General features: G+C 60.3%; 17 protein-coding genes. 10 read left to right on the plus strand and 7 right to left on the minus strand.

Going from position 1 to position 14,862, the window contains the following annotated elements; translation table 11 throughout:
- Positions 1 to 293: 293 nt before the first annotated feature.
- Positions 294 to 1,625, plus strand: a complete 1,332-nt coding sequence (gene gltP, locus LIX91_RS24355; protein WP_003344498.1) for a glutamate/aspartate:proton symporter GltP — start codon at positions 294 to 296, stop codon at positions 1,623 to 1,625.
- A 42-nt stretch (positions 1,626 to 1,667) separates the two neighbouring features.
- On the opposite strand, the gene LIX91_RS24360 is transcribed toward gltP, so the two are convergent.
- Positions 1,668 to 2,333 (minus strand): glutathione S-transferase family protein, encoded by a 666-nt coding sequence (locus LIX91_RS24360; RefSeq protein WP_103696547.1) that lies wholly within the window; start codon positions 2,331 to 2,333, stop codon positions 1,668 to 1,670.
- Positions 2,334 to 2,521: 188 nt separating this feature from the next.
- Here LIX91_RS24360 and LIX91_RS24365 point away from each other — a divergent pair, with 188 nt between their 5' ends.
- The 3 genes from LIX91_RS24365 to LIX91_RS24375 all read left to right on the plus strand — a co-directional run bounded on the left by LIX91_RS24365 (position 2,522) and on the right by LIX91_RS24375 (position 6,291).
- Positions 2,522 to 2,797: a hypothetical protein gene (locus LIX91_RS24365; protein ID WP_003344493.1), complete on the plus strand. Its 276-nt coding sequence runs from the start codon at positions 2,522 to 2,524 to the stop codon at positions 2,795 to 2,797.
- Positions 2,798 to 3,013: 216 nt separating this feature from the next.
- Entirely contained in the window at positions 3,014 to 3,262 is a 249-nt protein-coding gene (locus LIX91_RS24370; protein ID WP_003344490.1) for a TIGR02647 family protein, read from the plus strand.
- Positions 3,263 to 3,444: 182 nt separating this feature from the next.
- Complete coding sequence (locus LIX91_RS24375) at positions 3,445 to 6,291, plus strand: class I adenylate cyclase (protein ID WP_226489332.1); 2,847 nt, start codon at positions 3,445 to 3,447, stop codon at positions 6,289 to 6,291.
- 118 nt (positions 6,292 to 6,409) lie between these two features.
- Here LIX91_RS24375 and rnk read toward each other — a convergent pair whose 3' ends face one another.
- The 3 genes from rnk to cyaY all read right to left on the minus strand — a co-directional run bounded on the left by rnk (position 6,410) and on the right by cyaY (position 7,523).
- Positions 6,410 to 6,817, minus strand: coding sequence for a nucleoside diphosphate kinase regulator (gene rnk / locus LIX91_RS24380; RefSeq protein WP_003367560.1), 408 nt, complete (start codon positions 6,815 to 6,817; stop codon positions 6,410 to 6,412).
- A 134-nt stretch (positions 6,818 to 6,951) separates the two neighbouring features.
- Complete coding sequence (locus LIX91_RS24385) at positions 6,952 to 7,188, minus strand: DUF1289 domain-containing protein (RefSeq protein ID WP_003318094.1); 237 nt, start codon at positions 7,186 to 7,188, stop codon at positions 6,952 to 6,954.
- A 2-nt stretch (positions 7,189 to 7,190) separates the two neighbouring features.
- Positions 7,191 to 7,523 (minus strand): iron donor protein CyaY, encoded by a 333-nt coding sequence (gene cyaY / locus LIX91_RS24390; RefSeq protein ID WP_004412274.1) that lies wholly within the window; start codon positions 7,521 to 7,523, stop codon positions 7,191 to 7,193.
- A gap of 238 nt (positions 7,524 to 7,761) precedes the next feature.
- Between cyaY and lptM the strand changes: the two genes are divergently transcribed.
- The 6 genes from lptM to LIX91_RS24420 are packed head-to-tail and all read left to right on the plus strand — an operon-like array spanning position 7,762 to position 12,336.
- A complete protein-coding gene (gene lptM / locus LIX91_RS24395) occupies positions 7,762 to 7,908 on the plus strand; it encodes an LPS translocon maturation chaperone LptM (protein ID WP_002555817.1) in 147 nt (48 codons plus the stop codon).
- Between the two features lie 9 nt (positions 7,909 to 7,917).
- Positions 7,918 to 9,165: a diaminopimelate decarboxylase gene (gene lysA / locus LIX91_RS24400; protein WP_100073275.1), complete on the plus strand. Its 1,248-nt coding sequence runs from the start codon at positions 7,918 to 7,920 to the stop codon at positions 9,163 to 9,165.
- A gap of 5 nt (positions 9,166 to 9,170) precedes the next feature.
- The gene (dapF, locus tag LIX91_RS24405; RefSeq protein ID WP_004412278.1) at positions 9,171 to 10,001 is read left to right on the plus strand and encodes a diaminopimelate epimerase; all 831 of its coding nucleotides are present in this window, start codon (positions 9,171 to 9,173) and stop codon (positions 9,999 to 10,001) included.
- A gap of 13 nt (positions 10,002 to 10,014) precedes the next feature.
- Complete coding sequence (locus LIX91_RS24410; RefSeq protein WP_003408326.1) at positions 10,015 to 10,749, plus strand: DUF484 family protein; 735 nt, start codon at positions 10,015 to 10,017, stop codon at positions 10,747 to 10,749.
- A gap of 2 nt (positions 10,750 to 10,751) precedes the next feature.
- The gene (gene xerC, locus LIX91_RS24415) at positions 10,752 to 11,651 is read left to right on the plus strand and encodes a tyrosine recombinase XerC (RefSeq protein WP_100073276.1); all 900 of its coding nucleotides are present in this window, start codon (positions 10,752 to 10,754) and stop codon (positions 11,649 to 11,651) included.
- Positions 11,644 to 12,336, plus strand: coding sequence for an HAD family hydrolase (locus LIX91_RS24420; RefSeq protein ID WP_003408328.1), 693 nt, complete (start codon positions 11,644 to 11,646; stop codon positions 12,334 to 12,336). Before xerC ends, LIX91_RS24420 begins: the two co-directional genes overlap by 8 nt.
- A 70-nt stretch (positions 12,337 to 12,406) precedes the next feature.
- Here LIX91_RS24420 and sutA read toward each other — a convergent pair whose 3' ends face one another.
- The 3 genes from sutA to LIX91_RS24435 form a co-directional block, all read right to left on the minus strand.
- Entirely contained in the window at positions 12,407 to 12,733 is a 327-nt protein-coding gene (gene sutA / locus LIX91_RS24425) for a transcriptional regulator SutA (RefSeq protein ID WP_003408329.1), read from the minus strand.
- A 98-nt stretch (positions 12,734 to 12,831) separates the two neighbouring features.
- Positions 12,832 to 13,257, minus strand: a complete 426-nt coding sequence (locus tag LIX91_RS24430) for a secondary thiamine-phosphate synthase enzyme YjbQ (RefSeq protein ID WP_003344470.1) — start codon at positions 13,255 to 13,257, stop codon at positions 12,832 to 12,834.
- 241 nt (positions 13,258 to 13,498) lie between these two features.
- A complete protein-coding gene (locus LIX91_RS24435; RefSeq protein ID WP_003344468.1) occupies positions 13,499 to 14,836 on the minus strand; it encodes an ammonium transporter in 1,338 nt (445 codons plus the stop codon).
- Positions 14,837 to 14,862: the final 26 nt, after the last annotated feature.

Consider the following 14,862-nt stretch of genomic DNA (forward strand, 5'->3'; position numbering starts at 1 on the left):
AATAGCCAGCTTCGCGCCGAATAGCCATCCTCTCGCGTGACATAAATCAACACATTTCTCCCGTATTTGTATGCCGATCATGCATGAGGTAGTCGTTTACGGCATTAGACGTACACGCGCGCCATGGGAATAGTTGCGACTTTTTTCGCCTGCTACAGAGCTGGGATGCTCGTCTGCGGTGACCTTCTCGGGACATTTCCAAAGGGAGCTCCTGCCTCGAAACTGCTGTGAAAAAGCATGCTCGGCGCACGGGTTTTGGACTTGCCCAAGCCACTTTGAACAAGGGTAATAATATGAAGAAGGCAAAGCTGAGTCTGGCCTGGCAGATTCTGATCGGACTGGTACTGGGTATCGCTGTGGGGGCGCTGCTCAATCATTTCAGTGCAGAAAAGGCCTGGTGGATCACTAACATCCTGCAGCCCGCAGGCGATATCTTCATTCGTCTGATCAAGATGATCGTTATCCCTATCGTTGTCGCCTCGCTGATCGTCGGCATTGCAGGCGTGGGCGATGCCAAGAAGCTGGGGCGTATCGGTCTCAAGACCATTCTCTATTTCGAAGTCGTGACCACTATCGCGATTCTGGTGGGCCTGGTGCTGGCCAACGTGTTCCATCCGGGCACCGGCATCGACATGAGCACACTGGGCACTGTCGATATTTCCAAGTATCAGCAGACTACGGCTGAAGTTCAGCACGATCATGCGTTTATCGCGACCATTCTCAACCTGATTCCGTCCAACATCTTCGCTGCCATGGCGCGTGGCGAGATGCTGCCGATCATCTTCTTTTCAGTGTTGTTCGGTCTGGGGCTTTCCAGCCTGCAGGCCGAGGTCCGTGAGCCGCTGGTGAAACTGTTTCAGGGCGTCTCGGAGACCATGTTCAAGGTCACTCACATGATCATGAACTACGCGCCGATCGGCGTGTTTGCGCTGATTGCCGTGACTGTCGCCAACTTCGGCTTCGCCTCCCTGTTGCCGCTCGCCAAGCTGGTGATTCTGGTGTACGTGGCCATCGCCTTCTTCGCCTTTGTGGTGCTGGGGCTGATCGCTCGTGCATTCGGCTTTTCGGTCATCAGGCTGATGCGCATCTTCAAGGACGAGCTGATTCTGTCCTACTCCACGGCCAGCTCCGAAACGGTGCTGCCACGCGTGATCCAGAAGATGGAAGCCTATGGCGCGCCGAAGGCGATCTGCAGCTTCGTGGTGCCTACGGGCTACTCGTTCAACCTCGACGGCTCGACGCTCTATCAGAGCATCGCAGCGATCTTCATCGCTCAGCTGTACGGCATCGACCTGTCGATTGGCGCGCAATTGATGCTGGTACTGACCCTGATGGTCACCTCCAAAGGCATCGCGGGCGTACCGGGGGTTTCCTTCGTCGTACTGCTGGCGACCCTGGGCAGCGCCGGTATTCCTCTGGAAGGCCTGGCATTCATCGCCGGTGTCGACCGCATCATGGACATGGCGCGTACCGCCTTGAACGTGATCGGCAATGCCCTGGCAGTGCTGGTCATCTCGCGCTGGGAAGGCATGTATGACGATGCCAAGGGCGAGCGCTACTGGGAATCCCTGCCGCACTGGCGCAGCAAAGAGCCTGTGCCACTGCGCCAGCCTACCGCAGAATAACGCCCAGCGTTCCTCACGCGTGGGTGTGAGGAACGAGCTGCCTCAGCGGTCTGCCCGCTGCACGCGAGCCATGAATGCAGGCCAGTCGGCCTCTCTGTCAGCGGCCACTTGCTGAACGTTCTGGCTCAAGGCCAGCTGCTCCTGCAGGGCTCGCGCAGCGGGCATGTCCTCCAGCAGGTCCAGCCCGAACAGCCGCTCGCCGACCTGTTGCGCCAGATCGACGCTGTACAGAAAGTAGATATCGGCAACGGTGAAGTGCTCGCCAGCCACGTAGGGTGCAAACAGGCCGCGCTGGGCCAGGGCGGCGAACCCTTTGATCAGATCGCGACGCGCCTTGGCCTTGAGGTCGGGCGGCGTCGGTCTGCCACCGAAGATCACCTCCGCATAACACATGCGCGCTGGCAGCTCGATGTACAGCTCGATTTCCTTGGCGATGGTCCACACCTGAGCGCGTGCGAATGCGCTGGCAGGCAGCAGTGGCCGGTCCGGTGAGGTGTCCTCTATATAGCGCAGAATCACGTCGGTCTCACTGATGAAGCCTTCCGCCGTTCCGAGTACCGGCACCTTCCCGCGGGCGCTGACGGCCAGCACCTCAGGGCTCTGACAGCCAAACAGCGGCACCACCTGAAAGGGCAGTTGTTTCTCCAGCAGCGCCAGCTTGACCATGTTGAAGTAGTTGCTTGCGGCGAATCCATAAAGCGTCAGCATCGTCGGCCTCCTCAGCCTCCATCCTGGTAATTGACGGGCTGCACGCTACCGGGCTGACTCTATCTTTCAGTGACTTGGGTCATTTCCCGGCAGTTTTGGGAAGCGTCCTACACAGGATCATTCGGGCGCGCAGGACTGCCCGATTGCAGGATTCCGGGTAGACTGCCCGCCTTACCTGAGGAGTGACCATGACCGACGACATCGATAATGACGAAGAAGACTTTGCTGCCTCGACCCTGATCGAAGCCATCGAGAACCAGATCGAAGCCGGTAATCCGCCCGCAGCCAGAGCGGTCTTCAACATGCTGACCTTGGTGAACTATGAGCGTGAAGATATTCTTGAAATGATGGCCCATGTGCTGGCTATCGAGATTGATGCCCTGCTGGAGCAGGACCGTCCGTTCGACACTCAATGGTATGAAGCCGCGCTGCGTGCCCTGCCTGACCTGCCGCCGGAAAAGTAATCCTGCGGTCAGAGCGTGACAGCAAGATATATGCTGCAAACACTCCAGACGCTGACTACACTGCAAATGCCCCGCTGCCGCTTGATCCTCCGGGGCTACACGCCAAACCGGCTTTAACGGTCATCCAGAACCGACGAGCGCAGATCGGACACGTCGATTCCAGAGCACACCCGCCAGCCGGTGAGGTCGTACTACTACAAAAAGTCTGGAGTACCTATGTCGTATACCCCTGAGTTGGTTGCCGAACTGGAAATCCTTGCACTGTTCAATCTGGGAAACACCCAGGAAGGCCTCAAAGTCCACCATGTAGCGGCGCCCACGGCCGTCGCAGCAGCACAAAGACTCTTCGATAAAGGACTGACGACCCAGGTCGATGGCGGTTACCTGACCAGCCTCGGGCTCGAGGCCGCCCAGCATGCCCAATCATTGCTGACCATCCTCAACGTCTCCAGGCAAGCCGCCTGAATGTAGCAGGGCCTGCGCACAAAAAAGCGTGGCAGGCCCTTCACTTATCCGAGCGCCAGTCGATACAGGACGTTGGCGCCAGAATAACCATCCGACCGAATCCGCTTCCCTCGGCTGCAAACCTTCTCCGCCATCTTGCTCGGTAATTCCACGCCTGCACAGGCCAGATGCCTTGAGTTGCGATGACGCGTAATCCTGAAATTCGCCCCGACCTGGATGAGGGCATCGACCGCAAGGTTCTCAGCCAGCTGCGTAACCGTTTCCTGTCGCTCAATGACGGGCGGTACGCGCGTGCGCTGGAAGGCATGTCGACCCGCCAGCAGAGCGTTCTGACCCTGCTGCCGCTGTTCTTTCACGTCAACCATCCGCTGTTGCCTGGTTATGTTTCCGGCAGCACGCCTGCTGGCGTTTCGCATTACGAACCGGACACGCTGGCCCTGGCCGAGGCGCAGCGGCTGACGCGCTCCTTTTCCTACAAGGCCCGCCACGGCAACCCGCCCCAGCCGATTCATGGCCTGTTTCTGATGGGCAGCCTCGGCACGCTGGCTCAGGCTGAACAAAGCGATATGGATGTCTGGGTCTGCCACGACAGCGAGCTGGAGCCGGAGGCTATCGCCGAACTGCGCAAGAAGTGCCAGGCACTTGAAGCCTGGGCTGCGACGATGGGCGCAGAGGCGCATTTCTTTCTGATCGACCCGCAGCGTTTCAGGAGCGGCGAGCGCGATTCGCAGCTCAGCTCGGACGATTGCGGGACTACCCAGCATTACCTGTTGCTCGACGAGTTTTATCGCACCGCGATCTGGCTCGCCGGGCGCACCCCGATGTGGTGGCTGGTGCCGGTCTATGAAGAGCAGAATTACGACGATTACACCCACACCCTGCTCAGCAAGCGCTTCATTCGCGCCAGCGAGGTGCTCGACCTCGGCCCGATGTCGCACATTCCCCCGGCCGAGTTCATCGGTGCCGGATTGTGGCAGTTGTTCAAAGGCATCGAGTCGCCCTACAAGTCTGTGCTCAAGCTGCTGTTGATCGAGGTCTATTCCAGCGAGCATCCCCGCGTGCAGTGCCTGAGCCTGCGTTTCAAGCAAGCGGTGTTCGCCAATCAGCTTGACCCGGATGAGCTTGACCCCTACGTGGTCGTGTACCGGCGTATCGAGGAGCATCTGCAGGCACGCAACGAGCCGGAGCGCCTGGAGCTGGTGCGGCGTAGTCTGTACCTGAAGGTCAACAAGAAGCTCACCGGGTCGACCCGCCTGCGCAACGTCGGCTGGCAGCGCCAGCTGCTGGAGCGTCTGACCACGGAGTGGGGTTGGGACGAGCGACAACTGGTGCTGCTCGACAGCCGCAGCCAGTGGAAAGTCCGCCAGGTGGCCGGCGAGCGCCGCTCACTGGTCAACGAGCTGAATTACAGCTATCGCTTTCAGAGCCGCTTCGCCAAAACGCAAAGCGCTGCCGATGCCCTCAATGCCCGCGACCTGACCATTCTGGGTCGGCGTCTGTATGCGGCTTTTGAACGCAAGGCGGGCAAAGTCGAGTTCATCAACCCGGGGATCGCTCCCGACCTTGCCGAAGATACGCTGACGCTGGTGCACTCTCCCGACAAGCGCGAGCCCGGCAAGTATCAGTGGGCCTTGTATAACGGCAATCTGGGCATTCACGAGTGGCCGAATTTCTTACCGCTCAAACGCAGCCGTGAATTGCTTGAGCTGTTGACCTGGTGCCACCGCAATACCGTGATCGACAGCACTACCCGCGTGGCATTGCACCCGGGTGCCAGTGACCTGAGCGAGTTCGAGCTGTTCAACCTGATGGGCGCCTTGCAGCAGAGCATTCAACTGCCACTGCCCGAGGTCAGCGATGAGGCGTTGCTGATGCCCAGCACGCCCAGCGAGATATTGCTGTTGATCAATGTCGGCGTCGATCCGCTCAGGCATCACCGCGACCTCAATATTCTGATGACCACCGAGCGCACCGACTCGCTCAGTTATGCGGGTGTCCGGGAAAATCTGGTGCTGACGCTGGACCAGATCACCCTCAATACCTGGAACGAAACACTGGTCAGCCGCTATGACGGCCCGCACGCCCTGCTCGACTGCATGAGCGAACTGCTCGGCAGCCTGCCGCAGAGTGGTAAGCAGCCGCAGATTCACGTGCGCTGCTTCTGCCATAACCGCGCGCCTGCCATCGCCCAGCGTGTTGAAGAACTGATCGGCACGGCGCGTTTGTTACTCGAGAGGCGGCTCAATCACCGTTACCTGATTCAGGTGCAGCAGCAGTATCACGTGCTGGAGATGAAGCCGGGTCAGATCGGTCATGTGGTGATCAACAGCCTGCCCGGCCTGTTCAAGTACCTGGGTGAACAGCTGTCGTCGTACAGCCCGCTGCACCTGGACCCGCAGGCACTCGATGATCACGATCTGGCGCTGATCCTGCCGCTCGGCCAGCCGGAATGCATTCAGGTGTTCTACCGGGTCAACGAGCCGGATGCTGACCTGTACGTGCTCGACGAGCACAATTCGCTCTGGCACCAGCGTCTGCCGTATCACGATGAGCAAAGCCTGCTGGTGCCGCTGCAGCGCTTCCTTCATGCGCTGGTTTATCGCCGGGGCGCTTCATTGCCGCTGGACGATCCGTCCGCGCCGGTTACGCTGGAAGCCCTCTACTATCAGATGCTGCCCTCCGGTGCTGGGCCTGCCCGACGTGTTGAGCATCGACCAGCGCCGACTGCCGCGGACAAGGCGTTCTACGACGTGCAGGCAATCATCGAGGAAACCTCGCCAGGGCAACTGAACGCCACCCTGTACTGCGACAACAGCGAGTTTTCCGAGCTGGAATACGGCGATCGACTGTACGCCGCCGTCGCGCAACAAATCCTCGGTAAACGCCTGGAGCCCCAGCGCTACCGCTGTTACATCACCGACCTGGACCTGTCCGGGCTGCTGGATGGCAAGCACGGGCAAAGCATCCTCTTCCTGCGCCACAAGGCCGAACTGGAAAAGCTGCTGAACGAGGCGATGGATCAGGCCTGACGTTCAGCATTGGCACGATAGGTGTTCTGCGGGACGCTTATCGTTCCTCACGCTCCGCGTGGGAATGCAGTTCTGGACGCTCTGCGTCCGCTCTTGAATGCGGAGGTAGCGTCTTCTATTACTCGTACTCGCCCGCCGCTTCCGGCTGATATTCCACCGCCAGCAAGGTCAGTTTCAGGGTCTTGCCGCCCGGTGCAGGCCAGTCGATGTGTTGACCGATTTGCAGACCCAGCAGCGCCGAGCCCATGGGCGCCAGAACCGAGACAGTGCCGTCTGCGCCCGCATCCTGTGGATAAACCAGCTTGAGGTGGTAGTCCTTGCCGCTGACTTCTTCGCGGCAATGCACACGCGAATTCATGGTCACAACGCCCGCAGGCACTTCGTCGTGGCCAACCACCTGGTCGGCGCGGTCCAGTTCGGCCTGCAACGCCTGGATACCCGGCGTGTCTTCGTCCTGGCTGGCGATAAAACTCTCAAGACGCTGTACGTCGAGTCGGGTAAGGATGATCGAAGGTGCTGTGGTCATGGTCTGGGCAGACTCCTTTACTCTCCATGAATAAAACAAAACCCCACCAATTGGCGGGGTTTGACGAGCCTCTTGTCTGCAGAGGCAAGGTCTGACACTAACACAGCGCAGTAAATACACAACCCGACGCGGTTTCAGCCTGCGGCCTGGTCAACCTCGGCGCGGGCTCGACGCTGATCGGCCTCGTGGCGAATCTGGCGGCGGCGGTCGTCATCGGCAGAGCGCCACTCGCGGATGTCTTCGACATGACGGAAGCACCCCAGGCAAACCTTCTGCTCATCGAGCCGACACAGGCTGATACACGGCGAGGCTACTGCCGGGCTGACATTGCTGAAAAGCGGCTTGGGCGGTCGAACGGGTGACTGGCTCACGATCAGATCTCGGAGAATTCCAGTTCGACACCGGCCTGCTCGACGGTAAAGCGCTCCAGCATCTCGCTCAGCAGCTCATCACTGGAATCGCAGGCCCAGCACTGATTTTCTTCGTCGTAGTCGAAGTGAAAACCACCCGATCTGGCCGCCAGCCAGAGCTGACGCAGGGGTTCCTGACGGCTGAAGATAAGCTGCGTGCCACCTTCAAACTTGACCGTCAGTACACCGGCCGAGTTTTCCAGGTCCACATCCAGGCCACTCTCGTCGAATACGTCTTCGATATTCTGCTGCGTCGCATCGACGAGGTCGTGAAAACGGGCTTCGGTCAAACTCATTGCGGGAACCTCGGTAAGTGTCTGCAAATAGCGCAGAGGGGCAAGATACGGACGCAGCCAGGCAAATGCAAAGCTTACTCATCATTGGCGATGCATGAGCACTTTAATCCCGATCAACCATAGCTCTGCTGCGGCTTTCGCGCCAAAGGCCCGCCAGACGGGACGCCGCTCGCATAGGCAAGGTGCCGGGTGGTCGGTATACTCGGGCGCAATTAATGCTTTTACAAAGGATTTCGCCATGAAGCGCCTGATCTCTTCGCTTGCTGCGCTTGTCGCGGTCGCTTGTCTTGTTACAGCTTGTGGCCAGAAAGGCCCGCTGTATCTGCCGGATGACACCAAAACCCCGGATGAACAAGCCAAATCGCAATCGCACAAGCACCTTTAAGGGACTCCAATGGACGCCTTCAACTACCGCGACGGTGAGCTGTTCGCGGAAGGGGTAGCATTGTCTGCCATTGCCGAGCGCTTCGGCACGCCGACCTATGTCTACTCGCGCGCTCATATCGAAGCGCAATACCGTGCCTACGCCGATGCGCTGAGCGGCATGCCGCACATGGTCTGCTTCGCCGTGAAAGCCAACTCCAACCTGGGCGTGCTCAATGTCCTGGCGCGCCTTGGCGCCGGTTTCGACATCGTCTCGCGTGGCGAGCTGGAGCGTGTGCTGGCGGCGGGTGGCAAAGCCGAAAAGATCGTGTTTTCCGGTGTCGGCAAGACCCGCGAAGACATGCGTCGCGCCCTTGAAGTCGGCGTGCACTGCTTCAACGTCGAATCCACCGACGAGCTGGAGCGCCTGCAGCAAGTGGCTGCCGAACTCAACGTTCGGGCGCCGATATCGCTGCGGGTCAATCCGGACGTGGATGCAGGCACTCACCCTTACATCTCCACGGGCCTCAAGGAAAACAAGTTCGGCATCGCCATTGCAGCCGCCGAAGACGTGTACATTCGCGCCTCGCAACTGCCGAACCTGGAAGTGATCGGGGTCGACTGCCATATCGGCTCGCAGCTGACCACGCTCGAACCGTTCATCGATGCGCTGGATCGCCTGCTGGCCCTGGTCGATCGTCTGGGCGATTGCGGCATTCATCTGCACCACATTGATCTGGGTGGCGGCCTTGGCGTGCGTTATCGCGACGAAGAGCCTCCGCTGGCGGCCGACTACATCAAGGCCGTGCGTGAGCGCCTTGCCGGTCGCGACCTGGGGCTGCTGTTCGAGCCGGGACGCTTCATCGTCGCCAACGCAGGCGCGTTGCTGACCCGTGTCGAATACCTCAAGCATACCGAGCACAAGGATTTTGCCATCGTCGATGCGGCGATGAACGATCTGATCCGGCCCGCGCTGTATCAGGCCTGGATGGATGTCACAGCGGTGCGTCCGCGTGACAGCGAACCTCGTGCGTACGATATCGTCGGGCCGATCTGCGAGACCGGCGATTTCCTCGCCAAGGGTCGCGAGCTGGCACTGGCCGAGGGCGATCTGCTGGCCGTTCATTCAGCCGGCGCCTATGGCTTCGTCATGAGCTCGAACTACAACACCCGTGGCCGTGCCGCTGAGGTACTGGTCGACGGTTCCCAGGCTTTTGAAGTGCGTCGTCGCGAAACCGTGGCCGAGCTGTTCGCTGGCGAAAGCCTGCTGCCGGAGTAATCCCCATGCTGCTGCGTTTTACCAAGATGCACGGGCTGGGTAACGACTTCATGGTCCTGGACCTTGTGAGTCAGCACGCGCATATCTTGCCCAAGCACGCCAAACAATGGGGCGACCGCCACACCGGTATCGGTTTCGATCAGCTTTTGCTGGTCGAAGCGCCGAACAACCCGGATGTGGACTTTCGCTATCGAATCTTCAATTCCGACGGCTCCGAAGTCGAACAGTGCGGCAACGGCGCACGCTGCTTTGCCCGTTTCGTGCTCGACAAGCGCCTGACGGCCAAGAAGCAGATCCGCGTCGAGACCAAGAGCGGCATCATCGAACTGGATATCCGCAGCGACGGGCAGATCAGCGTCGATATGGGACCGCCAAGGTTTGTCCCCGAAGAGATACCCTTCGACGCTGCGCAACAGGCCACCTGTTACACCGTTGACGTCGACGGGCAGAATATCGACATGGCGGCTGTGTCCATGGGCAATCCGCACGCCGTGCTGCGCGTCGATGACATCAATAATGCACCGGTGCATGAACTGGGGCCGAAGATCGAGCATCACCCGCGCTTTCCGGCCCGGGTCAACGTCGGCTTTCTCCACGTCGTGGACCGTCAGCGTGCGCAGTTGCGTGTCTGGGAACGCGGTGCCGGGGAAACCCAGGCGTGCGGTACCGGTGCCTGTGCGGCGGCTGTCGCGGCCATCAGTCAGGGCTGGATGGACTCGCCGTTGCTGATCGACCTGCCCGGAGGGCGCCTGTCCATCGAATGGGCTGGGCCGGGACATTCTGTCATGATGACCGGCCCTGCAGTCAGGGTCTATGAAGGCCAAGTCCGTCTTTGAGTGAGTAAGTACCATGACCGATCAACCTCCCGCTTCAACAGGCACACCCTGCGAATCGCCTGTCGATAGCGCAGCGCCAGACCTTGAAGCAGAGGCGGTCATCGCCTTCCTGCTCGAGCACCCGGACTTCTTCGCCGAGCACGACGAACTGCTGGTGTCGATGCGCATCCCGCACCAGCGTGGCGACACCGTTTCGCTGGTCGAGCGTCAGCTCAAGCTGCTGCGCGAGCGCAATATCGAAATGCGCCATCGCCTGTCGCAATTGATGGACGTCGCACGGGACAACGACCGCCTGTTCGAAAAGACCCGCCGCCTGAACCTCGCGCTGATGGATGCGACCAGCCTGGAAGAGCTGGTCATCGCCGTCGAAGACAGCCTGCGTCAGGACTTTCAGGTGCCCTTTGTCAGCCTGATCCTGTTCAGCGACAGCCCGATGCCCGTGGGTCGCTGGGTCAGCGGCGCCGAAGCACAGAAAGCCATCGGCGGCCTGATTGGCGAGAAGATCATCTGCGGCGCTCTGCGTGAGCATGAACTGGCGTTTCTGTTCGGTGCAGAACAGGGCAAGGAAGTCGGTTCGACCGCCATCGCCAGCCTCAATCATCTGGGTCTGCATGGCGTGCTGGCCATTGGCAGCCGCGATCCGCAGCATTACAAAAGCTCGGTCGGCACCTTGTTCCTCAGTTATATCGCCGATGTGCTGAGCCGCCTGCTGCCGCGCTTCGCCCACTCATTACGCTCGGTTCGCTAGCCATGGATCAGCATCTGGACGCCTACTGCATGCACCTGCGCAGTGAGCGCCAGGTGTCGCCTCACACGCTCGAAGCCTACCGACGCGACCTGGGCAAGGTTCTGGCGTATTGCCAAAAGGCACAGTTGTCGAGCTGGAGTGATCTGGATATCCAGCACCTGCGCAGCTTCACTGCCCGCCAGCACCAGCAGGGCCAGTCTTCACGCAGCCTGGCGCGGATGCTGTCGGCGGTGCGCGGCTTCTACAAGTACCTCAATCGCGAAGGCATTTGCCAGCACGACCCGGCAAACGGCCTGTCACCGCCGAAGGGCGAGCGGCGTCTGCCCAAGACCCTGGACACCGACCGCACCGCGCAATTGCTGGACGGCGGCGTTGAAGATGATTTCCTGGCGCACCGCGACCAAGCCATCCTGGAACTGCTGTACTCGTCAGGGTTGCGCCTGTCCGAGCTGACCGGCCTGAACCTGGACCAGCTGGACCTGCGCGACGGACTGGTGCAGGTGCTGGGTAAAGGCAGCAAGACCCGCGTACTGCCGGTGGGTAGCAAGGCGCGTCAGGCACTGGAAATCTGGCTGCCGCTGCGCGCCCTGACCCATCCGCAGGACGACGCGGTATTTGTCAGTCAGCAAGGCAAGCGCCTCGGTCCGCGTGCGATTCAGGTGCGACTCAAGACAGCCGGTGAGCGAGAGCTGGGGCAGAATCTGCACCCGCACATGTTGCGTCACTCCTTCGCCAGCCATCTGCTCGAATCGTCACAGGACTTGCGCGCCGTGCAGGAGCTGCTGGGTCATGCGGATATCAAGACCACGCAGATATACACACACCTGGACTTCCAGCATTTGGCTACTGTTTATGACAGCGCCCATCCTCGAGCCAAACGTAAAGGAGCTGCAGATGATTAAGCTGGTGACGTTTGATCTTGACGACACGCTCTGGGACACCGCCCCTGCCATTGCCGGTGCCGAAGTCACACTGCGTGACTGGCTGGGCGAAAACGCGCCCAGGCTGGGTGCGGTTCCTGTCGAGCACCTGTGGGAAATCCGCTCGCGTCTGGTGGCCGAAGACCCGTCCTTCAAGCACCGCATCAGCGCCTTGCGCCGCCGCGTGCTGTTCCATGCGCTCGAAGATGCCGGCTACGACCCGGACGAGGCGCAGGACCTGGCCGACCGGGGCTTTGAAGTGTTTCTGCAGGGCCGTCATCAGGTGCAGATTTTCCCTGAGGTGCAACCGATGCTGGAAATTCTCGCCAAGACCTTCACGCTGGGCGTGATTACCAATGGCAATGCCGATGTGCGTCGTCTGGGGCTGGCGGACTACTTTGCCTTCGCGCTGTGCGCCGAGGACCTGGGCATCGGTAAGCCTGACCCGGCACCGTTCGTGGAGGCGCTGCGCCGCGCAGGGGTCGATGCCGGCTCGGCGGTGCATGTCGGCGACCACCCCAAGGACGACATTGCAGGTGCCCAGCAGGCTGGCATGCGCGCCATCTGGTACAACCCGCAAGGCAAGGCCTGGGATGCGGATCGACTTCCGGATGCCGAGATCCATAACCTGTCGCAACTGCCCGAGGTGCTGGCGCGCTGGGCCTGAAAGCACACTGACAAGCGCGCATAGAAAAGCCCGCAGCGACGGCGGGCTTTCCTCATACAGTCATGCAGCCTCAGATAGGGCGGCTACCGTATTTGTTGTCAGGCTTCTTGGGCGGATCGGCGACCACGTTGGCCTCCACTTCCTGCACCTTTCCGCCACGCGCCAGGAATTCTTCCATGGCACGTGCCAGAGCATCACGCTCCTTGTTCTTGGCTTCCACGCTAGGCAGTTCATCGACCGAGACTGCAGCCTTGGCCTTGCCTTTCGCGGCAGGTGCCGGAACGTCATCGTCTACTTCGACCGGGTCGTCTCCGGGAGCAGCTGCAAGCTCCTCACCGTCTTCTTCGCCTTCCAGGTCGTCTACCAGGTCGTCGTTAGTATCGTCGTCGTCGCTCATGTTCTACCTCATGACTTGCGAAAGCTGATTAGTTATAGCCCAACCGCCCCAAATTGCTAAGGCAACCGGAAAAATTCAACAACCGCTGATCTCAGCGGTTATGTCCACTCACCCTGAAGGGTGGCCAGGACGTTACGAGACCCACCAGCGTCTCGATGTTCGCCCAGGTAAATACCTTGCCAGGTGCCCAGCGCCAGTCGCCCTGCCGTAACCGGCAACAGCAACTGGCAGCCCAGCAGACTGGCCTTGAAATGCGCTGGCAAGTCATCAGGGCCTTCGTCGTCATGTTCGTAGCCGTCCACGCCCTGGGGCACCAGACGGTTGAAAAAACGCTCAAAGTCGCGACGTACCGCCGGATCGGCATTTTCGTTGATGGTCAACGAAGCCGAGGTATGTTGCAGCCATACATGCAGTAGCCCGACACGACAACCGCGCAACGGGGGCAACCCCGCGACTATCTCGTCAGTCACCAGATGGAACCCGCGGGGCCTGGCCCGCAAGGCAATCCTGGATTGATGCCACATACCGTTCTCCGCACCTTCGGCGCGCATTCTAACTCGACTGAGAAAAAAGCAAAGCGCGCAATAAACCGGCTTCCCTGCAAGTTGACGAAGACTGCCGCAACCTCGTTACCTGCGCTGCGTCACGGTGCCGAAATCATTGACACGGGCAAGATCAATGACAGCAAAAAGCGGCGGTATATCCACAAACGCCAGACAAAAAAATGCCCGGAGACCGGGCATTCTTTTTTGCGTAGGCCAAAGCTTACAAGTTGTAGCCACGCTCGTTGTGTTGAGCGAGGTCCAGACCGACAGACTCTTCCTCGTCGGTGACGCGCAGCCCCATGACCGCATCCAGCACCTTGAGGATGATGAAGGTCACGATGGCGGTGTAGACAACGGTGAACGCGACGCCCTTGAACTGAATCCAGACCTGAGCACCGATGTCAGTCACGGTGCCGAAGCCGCCCAGTGCAGGTGCTGCGAACACACCGGTCAGGATTGCGCCGACGATACCGCCGATGCCGTGAACGCCGAACGCATCCAGTGAGTCATCGTAGCCCAGCTTGCGCTTGAGGCTGGTCGCGCAGAAGAAGCAGATCACGCCTGCTGCCAGACCGATGATCAGCGCGCCCATCGGGCCTACTGTACCGGCCGCAGGGGTAACGGCAACCAGGCCGGCAACCACGCCCGAAGCGATACCCAGAGCACTTGGCTTACCGTGAGTCAGCCACTCGGCGAACATCCAGCCCAGTGCGGCGGCCGCGGTAGCGATTTGAGTGACCAGCATGGCCATGCCGGCAGTACCGTTGGCCGCAGCGGCGGAACCGGCGTTGAAGCCGAACCAGCCGACCCAGAGCATCGCGGCGCCGATCAGGGTGTAACCCAGGTTGTGCGGCGCCATTGGCGTGGTCGGGAAGCCTTTGCGCTTGCCCAGTACCAGGCACGCTACCAGACCGGCTACACCGGCGTTGATGTGTACGACGGTACCGCCAGCGAAGTCCAGAACGCCCCAGTCCCACAGCAGGCCACCGACGCCGCCCCAGACCATGTGGGCGATTGGCGCGTAGACCAGAGTGAACCAGATACCCATGAACACCAGCATCGCGGAGAACTTCATGCGTTCTGCGAAAGCGCCGACGATCAGGGCAGGGGTGATGATCGCGAAGGTCATCTGGAAGGTGACGAACACCGCCTCAGGGAACAACGCAGCAGGACCGGTAATGCTTGCCGGCGTGATGCCTGCCAGGAACGCTTTACCCATACCGCCAAAGAAGGAATTGAAGTTGACGACGCCCGCTTCCATACCGGTTGTGTCAAACGCAATGCTGTAGCCGTAGACGACCCACAGGATGCTGATCAGACCGGTGATGGCGAAACACTGCATCATCACCGACAGAATGTTCTTGGAGCGAACCATGCCGCCGTAGAACAGCGCGAGACCGGGGATGGTCATGAACAGGACCAGAGCGGTCGAGGTCAGCATCCATGCAGTGTCGCCAGAGTTCAGCACCGGCTCGGCCACTGGATCAGCCGCCAGGGCAAGACCAGGTAATGCGAGGGACAACAGGGCACCTAGCCCTGCGAATTGACGCAGAGTCATATTGTTTTCTCCTGGGGCGTTGGGTT

Source organism: Pseudomonas sp. B20 (genome assembly GCF_020515755.1).
Lineage (GTDB): Bacteria > Pseudomonadota > Gammaproteobacteria > Pseudomonadales > Pseudomonadaceae > Aquipseudomonas > Aquipseudomonas syringae.